10 protein-coding genes are annotated in these 11,475 nt (G+C 71.6%); 6 read left to right on the top strand and 4 right to left on the bottom strand.

Annotation, left to right across the window (positions count from 1 at the left end; translation table 11 throughout):
• Positions 1-72: 72 nt before the first annotated feature.
• Positions 73-3,264: an NACHT domain-containing NTPase gene (locus DSY14_RS00490; protein ID WP_249187095.1), complete on the top strand. Its 3,192-nt coding sequence runs from the start codon at positions 73-75 to the stop codon at positions 3,262-3,264.
• 194 nt (positions 3,265-3,458) lie between these two features.
• On the opposite strand, the gene DSY14_RS00485 is transcribed toward DSY14_RS00490, so the two are convergent.
• Positions 3,459-4,256 carry a Sir2 family NAD-dependent protein deacetylase gene (locus tag DSY14_RS00485; RefSeq protein ID WP_211714381.1) on the bottom strand — a complete coding sequence of 266 codons (798 nt, stop codon included), beginning with the start codon at positions 4,254-4,256 and terminating at the stop codon, positions 3,459-3,461.
• 165 nt (positions 4,257-4,421) lie between these two features.
• Here DSY14_RS00485 and DSY14_RS00480 point away from each other — a divergent pair, with 165 nt between their 5' ends.
• A complete protein-coding gene (locus DSY14_RS00480; protein WP_211714388.1) occupies positions 4,422-5,303 on the top strand; it encodes a sulfotransferase in 882 nt (293 codons plus the stop codon).
• 133 nt (positions 5,304-5,436) lie between these two features.
• Here the strand turns inward: DSY14_RS00480 and DSY14_RS00475 are convergent, their stop codons facing one another.
• Complete coding sequence (locus DSY14_RS00475) at positions 5,437-6,102, bottom strand: TetR/AcrR family transcriptional regulator (protein ID WP_211714380.1); 666 nt, start codon at positions 6,100-6,102, stop codon at positions 5,437-5,439.
• 67 nt (positions 6,103-6,169) lie between these two features.
• Here DSY14_RS00475 and DSY14_RS00470 point away from each other — a divergent pair, with 67 nt between their 5' ends.
• The gene (locus tag DSY14_RS00470) at positions 6,170-7,081 is read left to right on the top strand and encodes a DMT family transporter (RefSeq protein ID WP_211714379.1); all 912 of its coding nucleotides are present in this window, start codon (positions 6,170-6,172) and stop codon (positions 7,079-7,081) included.
• Between the two features lie 6 nt (positions 7,082-7,087).
• On the opposite strand, the gene DSY14_RS00465 is transcribed toward DSY14_RS00470, so the two are convergent.
• The gene (locus DSY14_RS00465; protein ID WP_211714378.1) at positions 7,088-7,624 is read right to left on the bottom strand and encodes a RidA family protein; all 537 of its coding nucleotides are present in this window, start codon (positions 7,622-7,624) and stop codon (positions 7,088-7,090) included.
• 80 nt (positions 7,625-7,704) lie between these two features.
• On the opposite strand from DSY14_RS00465, the gene DSY14_RS00460 reads away from it, so the two are divergent.
• Positions 7,705-7,860: a hypothetical protein gene (locus DSY14_RS00460; protein ID WP_211714377.1), complete on the top strand. Its 156-nt coding sequence runs from the start codon at positions 7,705-7,707 to the stop codon at positions 7,858-7,860.
• A 33-nt stretch (positions 7,861-7,893) separates the two neighbouring features.
• Here the strand turns inward: DSY14_RS00460 and DSY14_RS00455 are convergent, their stop codons facing one another.
• Positions 7,894-8,718 carry an aldo/keto reductase gene (locus DSY14_RS00455; RefSeq protein WP_211714376.1) on the bottom strand — a complete coding sequence of 275 codons (825 nt, stop codon included), beginning with the start codon at positions 8,716-8,718 and terminating at the stop codon, positions 7,894-7,896.
• A 222-nt stretch (positions 8,719-8,940) separates the two neighbouring features.
• Between DSY14_RS00455 and DSY14_RS00450 the strand changes: the two genes are divergently transcribed.
• Positions 8,941-10,098, top strand: a complete 1,158-nt coding sequence (locus tag DSY14_RS00450) for a CdaR family transcriptional regulator (protein ID WP_211714375.1) — start codon at positions 8,941-8,943, stop codon at positions 10,096-10,098.
• 72 nt (positions 10,099-10,170) lie between these two features.
• Complete coding sequence (locus tag DSY14_RS00445) at positions 10,171-11,388, top strand: cytochrome P450 (protein ID WP_211714374.1); 1,218 nt, start codon at positions 10,171-10,173, stop codon at positions 11,386-11,388.
• Positions 11,389-11,475 lie beyond the last annotated feature (87 nt).

The raw sequence follows: 11,475 nt of genomic DNA, 5'->3' as shown, positions 1-11,475 counted from the left end.
CGGCGGACTCGGTACCCCCGGTACCGGGTCCGCCGCGTTCCACCCCTCGAACTCGGAAAGGCCGCCCCCGCGATGGCGAAACGACTCGATTACGAAGACGCGCTGCGCATCCTCGGCGCACACGACTCGGAGGTCCTGGATCTGGCGGAGCGGCTCACCGACGGGGGCCTGGGACTGGTCGGCGTCCCGGACCTGTTCGGGATGCGGGGCGCCCTCGTGAGCCGAGGACGCCGGGCGCTGGAGGGCATGCGCGGCAGGTTGAAGGGCGAGAGCCGGCGGTCCCGGACGGAGAAGATCGAGGCGGCGTACCGGATCCTCGTGATCACGTCGTTCTTCGAGGCCGCGGACGAGGCGTTCGACGAGGTCGGGATGCCCTTCGGTCTCGACGACCTGGAGATCACCTCCGAGGAGCAGTACGCGGTGTTGGGCCGCCGGTTGCTCGGAGCCACGGGGGCTCCCCCACTGCCCTCCCTCACCCGGCCCGCAGCGGACGGGCCCTCGGTGGAGTGGCCACTGCTGCAGACGGGCGCTCTCGGTGCGTTCGGCACCTTCGTCTGTGGTCTGGCCGTGGCCGAACGGCACGGTCTCACTGAGGACCACCCCCTGATCACGGGCATGCAGAGGGAGCTGTCGCGCCGCGTGCGCGCACGCTTCGAGGAGAACGTGCTCCGCCTGGGCGCGGACATCCCCGAGTTCGGCATGTGGATGCACCGAGCCGACCACGAGCGGACCCGTCGAGAGATCGGTACCGGCCTGGTCGACCTCCACGAGCAGCTCGCCCGGATCGGCTCCGGACGTCCGATGTCCCGTCGCCGTGAGGAGCTCGCCGCCGCGTACCAGGCGGTGTTGGAGCGACCGGTGCTGCGCTCGGACGACGCCCCGGCCGGGCTCGTCTTCCCCTCCCTGCGCGAGGCCTACATCGCGCCGCGAGGTCGGGTCACCACGACACGGACGGGCAGCACTCCGGCGCACGACGACTGGTGGCGGGACGTGCCCGTCGAGGACGACCTCCCGTCGATCACGGCGTCCCTCATCACCCACCCTCGCTCGACGGAACACCCGATCGTCGTCCTCGGTCATCCCGGCGCGGGCAAGTCCAAGTTCACCGAGATGATCGCCGCCCGGTTGCCCGCCGAGGACTTCCTGCCCATCCGCGTGGAACTGCGGTCCGTCAGCCCCAACGCGCCCCTGTACGTCCAGATCGAGGAGGGGTTGCAGGCCGACCTGCACACCTCCGTCTCTTGGCGGGACCTGGCCGACGACGCCGACGGCGCGCTACCGGTGATCATCCTGGACGGGTTCGACGAACTCCTCCAGGCCACGGGGGTGGACCGCTCCGACTACCTGGAACGCGTCCAGGAGTTCCAGCGACAACAGGAGGCCATGGGCCGACCCGTGGTCGTCATCGTCACCAGTCGCACTCTGGTGGCCGATCGGACCCGGTTCCCCACGCAGACGACGGTCCTGCGCCTGGAGCCCTTCGACGAGGCACGGATCGGGGCGATGCTGCGGGTGTGGAACGCGGCGAACGAGCACGCCCTCCACGAGCGGGGACTGTCCGGGCTGGAACCCGCCATGCTGCTCCGGTACGGCGACCTCGCGGAGCAACCGCTGTTGCTGCTCATGCTGCTCATCTACGACACCCACGACAACGCCCTGCTCCGGGCCTCGGACACGCTCTCCCACGGTGAGCTCTACGAGCGGCTGCTGACGATGTTCGCCCGGCGCGAGGTCGACAAGCACAGCCCCGGGCTCGGGGACCGGGATCTGGAGCGAGCGATCGAGGACGAGCTGCGGCGCTTGGAGGTGGCGGCGCTGGCGATGTTCACCCGCGGCCGGCAGAGCGTACACGCCGAGGAACTGGACGAGGACCTCGCCGTCCTCATGCCCGAGGCGGCCCTGGTTCCGGAGCACACCGACCTGCACGGGCGGATCGCCCCCGCCCATCAGGTGCTCGGTCGGTTCTTCTTCGTGCACGAGGCGCGATCGCGCACCACCGACGGCACCCGCAGCGCCTTCGAGTTCCTGCACGCCACCTTCGGCGAGTACCTGGTGGCCCGTATGGTGGTCGCCGCCCTCGACGAGTTGGTCGAGGACCGCGCCCGTGCGTCCCGGCGTCGGAGCCGGTCCTTCCACCTGGACGACGGCGAACTCTACGCCCTGGCCTCCTTCGCCGCCTTCGCGGGGCGGGACAGGGTGGTGTCCTTCCTGGAGGAGTTGCTCGCGCGGCGTGTGGAGGAGGATCCGGGTCTGGGCGAGGAGCTCCAGGAGCTCCTGCTGGAGCTGTTCCGGGAGGCCCCCTTCCCCGCGCCCCACCGTTCCTTCGTCGGATACGCGCCGGTGCGGCTGCCCGTCACCTCACGGGAGGCCCGGTACACCGCGAACCTGGTGACCCTGCTGATCCTGGTCGCCGAAGAGCCCATCCCGTTGACGGGTCTCCACCCGGACGCCGACGAGCCCTGGCACGCCTGGCGGCGCACGGTGTCGTTGTGGCGCTCCCTGCCCTCTTCCCAGTGGTTCGGGTTGGTCGACCTCTTGCGCATGCGCCACCTCGGCTACTGGAAGGGCGAGCGGCCCCACACCGTGCTGAGCCGCGAACGAGGGGAGCCCGTCAACGTCGGTGAGTGCGTGGGCTTCGAGCTCCGCGCGGACGTGTCGGCCGACCCCACGACCCTCGACCCCTACGAGGTGACCGTCCCCTACGCGACGGTGATCTCCCGTCTCCTGCGGACCACGGCGTTGCGCGCGAACGGAACCGCCTCCCGGCTGGCCCTGCTCCTGACCCCCTACCTGCGGTACGTCTCCGAGGACCTCGGTACCTGGTACGTGAGCGGTGACCAGAAGTCGTGGGTCGAGACCCACGAGGTGCTGCGGCTGCGCCTGGAGCCGATCGACCGGCTCCCGGCGGAGCAGGCCGAGGAACGGCTGCACAGTTACGGGCGGCTCGTGTTCCGCACCGAGGTGGACGGGGTGGTGCTCACCGTCCTGCGTCAGGCGCTGGAGGACCTGCGTTCCTGGCCCCGGCACCTCGGCTCGGACACGCACCGGGCGCTGCGCACGATGATCCAGAAGGCTCTGCGCGGCGTGCGCAGGGGCGTGGACACCCCGCCGGAGCTCTGGGAGTCGTTCCAACGACTCAGGAACGGACTTCTCCCGCTCCTCGGAGACGACGACCCCGACCACCCCTGGTCGGTGATCGACCACTCGGCGCCCCTGGCTCGGAGCGCACTCGCCGAGCCCCCGGACGGCTCCGCCGGTCACTGAGCGCCGGGGGCCGCGCCACGACCGTGGGCGGTCTTCGCCGGGTCCGGCCGGTGTACCTTCGGCCGGACGGCGTGCCAGCGCGGTGCGTGGACTCGGTGGCCGGTCACGGTCCGGCTCGGGGACCCTCCCGCCTCCCGCGTCGAAGGGGGGCCGGGCACGTCCACGGGCGGGGGCGCGGGCTCCGTGCAGAGCGACTATCCCGCCAGCACCCTGGCGACCAACGCCGGAACGACCCGGCCGATGGGGTCGTGCAGGACCGCGCCGGCGTAGTCGTCGTAGGGCGTGGGTTCGGCGTTGATGACGCCCAGGGTGGCACGGGACATCATGGCGACGTCGCACAGGCCCGCGACCGGGTGCACGGTCAGTGAGGTGCCGATGGCCAGGAACACGTCGCACTCCCGCGCCGCCCCGGCGGCGTCCTCGATCACCTCGGGGTCCAGGCGCTGGCCGAAGGAGATGGTGTCGGACTTCTGGATGCCCCCGCACTCCACGCAGCGGGGGTCGGACTCCTCGTCCAGGCGGGCGAGCACCGCCGCGCTGGGGGTGCGCAGACCGCACGCCGTGCACATCACGCGGAGCATCGTCCCGTGGACCTCGATGACCTGGTCGTCCGGTACCCCCGCGCGCTGGTGCAGACCGTCGATGTTCTGGGTGATGAGCGCGCGCAGCCGGCCCGAGGCGGCCAGATCGGCCAGGGCCCGGTGGGCGGCGTTGGGTTCGGCCTCCCAGACGCGGTGGGCGCGACGGGCGAGCCAGACCTGACGGCGGACGTCGATGTCGCCCATGTAGCTGTCGATGTCCGACATCGCCTGCGCGTTGGGGTCGGTGGTCCACAGCCCGTGGGGGCCGCGGTAGTCGGGGATCCCGGAGTCGGTGGACACCCCCGCTCCGGTGAGGACGGTGATACGTCGCGCGGAGGTGAGGAGTTCGGCCGCGTGCTCGAACCCCTCGGGGTCGGCGAAGCGCGCGGTGTCGTCGGTCAGCGAGGCCATACCCCATTGTTACAGCGCTCGCGGGACCCGTTTCGCACGGCCCGCCCGTGTACTCCGGACCAGGCGGGGGCGCGCATCGTACCCTCGGGAACGTGTGGGGCGGGCGGCCACATGGTACGTCCGATGTACACGAGAGGGGCAAAGAGTGCAAAAATGCACACAATCATGAAGCAGTCCTACATTCTCGTGGTCAACGGGACCAAGGTCCAGCGCCCGGTGTTCGTGCTGGGCGCACCGCACTCGGGCGTCCCGGTGCTCGCCCGTGCTCTGGCCCGTGCCCCCGGCTTCCATGTGGGGGCCGGTTCCTCCGGAGTGCTCAACGCGGTGTACGCCGTGGCCAGGCGCCCCTCGCTGGCACTGGAGAAGGTCTCGGGCACCGCGAGCCTGCTCCGTGAGGCCTACGCGGAGGCCTGGCAGCTCACCCCCCTCACCTGTCCGAGGTGCCCGGGTCCGGGGGCCCGTGTCCCGGCCAACGCCGCCGCGGAGCCGTGCGAGCACAGCGGGGACGCACACCGCTACGGCGACGCCAGCCCCGACCTGCTCTACTGCGCCAGCGCCCTGCACGCGGCCTTCCCCGACGCCCTGTTCGTGCAGATCATCAGGGACGGCCGCGACGTCATCGCCGACATGATGGAGGACGAGCGGTCGCTGGCCTGGCTCAAGCCCAGTTTCATGAAGCTCGAACACGAGTTCCCCAACCACTTCTTCGGGTTGGAGGAGGAACCGGACCTGGAGCGGTTCACCGAGGGTTCGACGGCGGCCAAGTGCGCGATGCGTTGGCGCGGTGCGGTGCGCATGTCGGCCCGGTTGCGCCAGGAGATCGGCCCCGAACAGCTGTTGACGTTGCGGTACGAGGACGTGCACGGCGGCGAGGTGGCCACCGCGGAACGGTTGCGCGAGTTCACCGGCGCGCGGGTCTCGGCCAGCGAGCTGCTCAGCGATGGTTCGTGGGGGGTGGGCTCGTGGAAGGAGCGCCTCTCCCGGCGCGACCACGGCGACGTGCACGAGGTGGCCCGCAACGAGCTCGCCCGTCTCGGTTATCTCTGAGGTCGGGCGCCGGGAAGCGCCGTTCGGGGCCTCGGTGATCGCCGGGGCCCTTCGGGGCCTCCCCTGACTCCAGAGAGCACGCACCGCCGGCGACCGCGCGCGGGAACACCCGCGGTGATGTGACGCGCGGGATCTAGGCGGGACCGGTCTGCGTCGAGCCTCCTCCCGGGGCGGATCCCCGGTCTCGACGGGCCGAGGAGGGGCCCTCGTCCGACCCGTGGACGCCGTGCAGGCGGAGCAGGGCACGGGCGGCCGTCCCCGCGGTGTGCGCGGCCTCGGTGATCCCGGTGACGTTGCGGGCGACCACCGCTCCTTCGTGCAGCATCGTGAGCGTGTCGGCCAGGGCCTCGGCGTCGGAGGCGCCGGCGCTTCGGACCAGGTCCCGGTAGAGGCCCCGCAACCAGTGCTTCTGTTCCTCGGCCACCGCACGACCGGGGTGTTCGGGGTCGGACAGTTCGGCGTAGGCGTTGACCATGGCGCAGCCGCGTTCGTTCTCCCGGTCCATCCACTCCGCCAGCGCGTCGAAGGTGGCGACGATCCCGGCCTCGGGCGAGGGGTGGGGTTCCAACCGGGACGTGAGGAAGTCGCGCCAGTGTTCGTCGCGAGCCCGCAGGTAGGCCACGACCAGCCGCTGCTTCGATCCGAAGCGGTCGTAGATTGTCTTCTTGGTCACCCCGGCCTCTTCGGCCACCAGTTCCATGCCGACGGTGTTGATGCCCCGGCTGTAGAAGAGTTCGGAGGCCACGTTCAGGACCCGGCGCGCGGCGGGCGTGAGCGGGCGTCGTTCGGTGGTGTGCACGGAGTCTCCTTCGTCGGGCCGCTGACTATATTGTGAGTATACCGACCGGTGTGTTTACCTCTGCGGCATGCACCTCACCGAGACCGGACCCCAGAGCCCGCCCCGTAGCCCGTCCCGCCCCCGTGACCTGGTCGCACCGCTCCTGGCGGTGGGACTCGTGGTGATGTGGAGTTCGGGCTTCGTCGGCGCCGAGCTCGGCACCCGGTACGCGCCCGGTACGACTGTGCTGGCCTGGCGGTTCCTGGTCGTGGCCGTGGCCCTCGTGGCGTGGTGTCTGTGGCGAGGGGCACGGATGCGCCGCCGGGACCTGGCCCTGCACGCCCTCGTGGGCGCGTTGGCCCAGGCCGGCTACCTCTACGGTGTGGTGGCCGCCGCCGAACACGGGGTGTCGGCCGGCACGAACGCGTTGATCGCCGCGTTGCAGCCGATGGTGGCCACGGCCCTGGCCGTGCCCCTGCTGGGCGAGACCGTAGGCCGACGTCAGGCCCTGGGACTGGTCGTCGGGCTGGGCGGCGTGGGTCTGGTGGTCGGCAGCGACCTGCTCGGCGCCGGCACCGCCCCGTGGTGGGCGTACCTGCTGCCGTTGGGCGGCATGTTCTCCCAGGTGGCGGCGACACTCCTGGAGCGCCGCACCCGACCCGGCGGGGACCTCGTCGAGGCGTTGGCCGTGCAGTGCTCGGTGAGCGCCGCGCTGTTCGTCGGCTTGGCCTCGATGACCGGCACCCTCGCCCCACCCGTGGAACCGGGGTTCTGGGTCGCGGTGGTGTGGGTGGTGCTGCTGTCCACGCTGGGCGGGTACGGGCTGTACTGGGTGAACCTGGCGCGCAGCGGCGTGGCCCGGGTCTCGGCGCTGCTCTACCTCACGCCGCCCACCACGATGCTGTGGACCTGGCTGATGTTCGGTGACCCGATCGGCGCGGGCGCCCTGGTCGGGCTCGCCGTGTGCCTGGCGGCCGTGTGGCTGGTCCGCACCGGCTGAGGGCCCTCAGGCGCGGGACCGATCGGGGGACCCACCCGGGCCCGTGCCCTCCGCCCGAGGCACCGCGAAGGCGTCGTCGACCTCCTGCACCAGGTTCCGGGCCGCCTGTTCCTCCCGCGCCTCGCTGTCGGTGTCGTCGGGCACCACGGCCAGGCCCTCCAGCTCCACCTGGGCGCCGGCGGCCAACAGTTCGGTGACGCCCACGACCGACATCGGCGGGTAGTGACGGCCCATGTGCCGACGGTAGACCGATCCCAACGTCTTGAGGTTCACCCGATAGACGTTGACGGAGGTGGTGTACACGCGCATGCTCACGACGTGGACCGGTTCGGCTCGGGCCGCGCGCAGCGCCTCCACCATGTTGGCCAGCGCCTGGTCGAACTGCTGCACCAGGGAGTCACCGGTGATGACGCCGTCCGTGCGCCGGGAGTTCTGTCCGCCCACGTACACGGTGCGCCCGGACGTGACGACGAGCGCGTGCGCGTACCCGATCGGGTCGGACAGGCTCAACGGGTTGACGATCTTGTGCGGTGTGCTTTCCATCTGTTGCCTTTCCAGTTCGACGGGCGCTCACGCGCGGTGCCCCTTGTGCTGGTCGTCCGGCGTGCGGTTACGATGAGCGCATGATCTCTTCTGTGCTGTCCGTCCTGGCCCTGATCGCCGTGCTCGGGATCTTCGTCTCGATCTTCGTCGGCGGTGCCGTCTACGTCGCGCGCACCCGCCGCCACGGCACCGAGGCCGTACTGGCCGGGGCCCGCAAGGTGCGCGAGCTGCGCTGACCCCGGAGCGGGCACCCGGCCTCCCCCACGCCCTCAGCCCTCGAAGGTGTCGGGATCGGGGCCGAACCGCCGCCCCTCGTCGAGGGCGGTGATGCGCCCCACCTCCTCCTCCGACAACGTGAAGTCGAACACCTCGAAGTTGGAGCGGATGCGCTCGGGCGTCACCGACTTCGGGATCACCACGTTGCCCAGGTGGACGTGCCACCGCAGCAGGATCTGCGCGGTGGTGCGTTCGTGCGTCCGAGCGATGTCCTCGACGAGCGGATGGTCCAGCAGGCGCCCCGACCCCAACGGGCTCCACGCCTCGGTGGCGATGCCGTTCTCGGCGTCGAAGGCGCGCAACTCTTCCTGGACGAGCAGTGGGTGCAGTTCGATCTGGTTGACCATGGGGGCGATGCCGCCCTCGTCCAGGACCCGCTCCAGGTGCGGGCGCTGGAAGTTGCACACGCCGATGGCGCGCGTGCGGCCCTCGGCGTAGAGGCGTTCCATCGCCTTCCAGGTGGACACGTACAGGTCGCGTCGGGGCAGCGGCCAGTGCATGAGGTAGAGGTCCACCACCTCCACGCCCAGGCGCTCGGCGCTGTCGTCGAAGGCGCGCAGGGTGGAGTCGTACCCCTGGTCGGGGTTGGCGAGCTTGGTGGTGACGAACACCTCGTCGCGTTCCAGTCCCGACCGGCGCAGGGCCTGCCCCACCCCCGTCTCGTTGCCGTAGGCGGCCGCGGTGTCGATGCTGCGGTACCCGACGTTCAACGCCTCCAGTACCGCGTCGGTCACGGCGTCGTCGGGTACCTGCCACACGCCGAACCCCAACTGCGGCATGCGAAGCCCGTTGTTCAGTGTGATGCCGGGAACCGTCATCGTCCTCTTCCCCCGTCGGACCCCTCGGATCCGTCGCTTCGTGCGTGGTCCTCGTCCCTCGCCTGCGCGGCCTGCCCGGCCACTTGTGCGCATACTGCCACGTCGTCCGGGGCGAGCATCTGAGGCTGCGCCGCTGTTGTGCGCGCTTTTACCCGACCGGGCACGCCGGGGCGGGCCCGTGGGAGCGATAGTCTGCGCGCCCCGGACCCGGGAGGGGGACGTATGGGACACGAGGCGCGGCTGCGGGTCAGCGCGGGTCTGGAGCGGGACCGTGCCGCGCTGGTGGAGCGGATCGTGACCGAGATCTACGCGGAGGTCCCCGCCTACCGTGCGCTGCACGCGTCGCAGCTGGCGGAGGTCCGGGCGATCGCGTCGTGGTTGGTCGCCCGTTCGATGGAACTGTGGGTGCGCGGGGCCGAGCGCCTGCCGGAGGAGGACGTGGAACGGCTGCGGGGCATCGGCCGGGCGCGCGCCGCCGACGGTCGTTCCCTCGACGCGGTGGTGCGCGCGCACCGGGTGGGCTCGGCCGCCGCCGTCCGGATCATTCGGGAACGGGCCGATGGTCGGCTCGACACCGACGACGTGTTCGCTCTGAGCGAACTCTGGCTGACCTCGCTCGACCAGATCTCGGAGAGTCTGTCCCGAGGACACATCGAGGCGGCCGATCGGCTCGACGCCGACCGGGAACGGGCCCGCCGCGCCCTGCTCGACGATCTGCTCGTCGGGCGGCAGTCCTCTCGCGCGACCGTCCGGGACCGGGCCCGCACCCTCGGCATCGTTCCGCCCGACCCGGCCGTGCTGGTGGTGGTCCGGCCCACCGACGAGGCGGCGGCGACGGTCGCGGCCGGTCGGGAACTGCTGGCCGGAGCGTCGGGCGCGGATCCACTGGTGACCACGCGTGCGGGACGTGTGGTGGTGCTGGCCTCGGCCGAGGACGCCGCGCACGCCACCCGGGCCTCGGTGGAACGGGGCTGGCCGGGGTGCGTGCTGGAGCCACGCGGGTCGAGCGACATGGCGTCGGCCTACCGGCTGGCGGACGGTGCCCTGGAGACCGCGCCACCGCACGCCCTGGGCGGGGACGGACTGCTGCGCGAGTCCGACGCCTGTGTGCTCGCCCTGCTCAACGGCGGCGGGATCGCCCCGGCCACGGTGCGCCGGACGGTGCTCGGGCCGCTGCTGCGCCCCGAGCACCGGCACCTGTTGGAGGCCCTCGGCGCCTACTTCCACACGGGCGCGGCCACCACCGCCGCGGAGTCGCTGCACGTGCACGCCCAGACGCTGCGCTACCGTCTGCGTCGGGTCCGCGAGCTGACCGGGCACGATCCGCACCGCCCCTGGCCGCGCTTCGTGTTGGAGACCGCCTGCGCCATCGCGCCCTGACCGGTCCGGGATGCGGGCCGGGACCGGTGGGTAGGAACGGTGCGGCACCAGGACCCCCGAGGAAGGCCACCGATGACCGCCACTCCCCCACCCCTGCACGGTCCCGCGTTCGAGGCCGATCCGCACCCCGCCTACCGGTGGCTGCGCGAACACGAGCCGGTGCACCGGGTGGACCTGCCCGGTGGGGCGTGGGCCTGGGTGGTGACCCGCCACGAGGACGCCCGAGCGGTGCTCGCCGACCCCGACATGCGCAAGGACCCGTTGCTCGGCGACGCGACCTGGTTTGCCGCCGGGTTGGGGCTGCCCTACGACCATCGGGACAGCCTGCGGCGCAGCATGGTGAACGTGGACGCCCCCGACCACACGCGGCTGCGGCGGGTGGCGGGCGGTGCGTTCACGCCCCGCCGTGTGCGGGAACTGGAGGCGAGCGCCGAGCGGGTCACCTCCGCCCTGATCGACGCGCTGGTGGCCTCGCCCGACCCGGACCTGGTCCGCGATCTCGCCTATCCACTGCCGATCGCGATCATCTGCGACATCCTCGGGGTGCCCGAGGCCGACCGTCCCGAGTTCCACCGCCGGGCGGCGGTGATCGACTCGGCGTCCTTCGAGGAGATCGAGGCGATCGCCGAGACCACCGACTGGTTCGACGCCTACCTGGGTTCGCTGGTGGACGCACGGCTGGCCGCACCCCACGACGACCTGCTCGGCGACCTGGTGCGGGCGCACCGGGACGGCGACCTGACCCGCGACGAGGTGACCTCCACCGCGTTCCTGCTGTTGGTGGCCGGACACGAGACCACCGTCGCGCTCATCGGGAACACGCTGCTGACCCTGCTGCGCCACCCCGAACAGCGGGAGCGGATCCGGGCCGACCGCTCTCTGCTCGGTCCGGCGATCGAGGAGTCGTTGCGTCTGGAGAGTCCACTGCAGAACGCCACCTGGCGCTTTCCCGCCCACCCCACCACCGTGGGCGGAGTGCGCCTGGAAGCGGGTGAGCCGGTCCTGGTGTCCCTGCTGGCCGCCGGACGCGACGCCGAACGCTACGAGCAGCCGGACGCCTTCGTGCCCGACCGGGGCGCCTCGCACCTGTCGTTCGGCCACGGGGCGCACTTCTGCATCGGCGCGCAGCTGGCCCGGATGGAGGCGCGGGTGGCCGTCGGCGCGGTCCTGGACCGACTGCCCGGGCTGCGGGCGGCGGTGCCCGAGTCCGCGCTCCGGTGGTGGCCGAGCATGATCATGCACGGGCTGTTCGCCCTGCCGGTCGCCTTCGACCGGGACACCGCCGGCTGAACCGTCCCGATCAGGGCAAAGTCTTGCCCCGGCATGGGGTGCGTTTTCTCTGCCGACAACGGTCGGTGTTCGAGACTGGCAGGCGGA

Source organism: Nocardiopsis sp. MG754419, assembly GCF_018207095.1.
In the GTDB taxonomy this organism is placed as follows: Bacteria; Actinomycetota; Actinomycetes; order Streptosporangiales; family Streptosporangiaceae; genus Nocardiopsis.
This window is presented reverse-complemented; position numbering and strand designations above follow the sequence as displayed.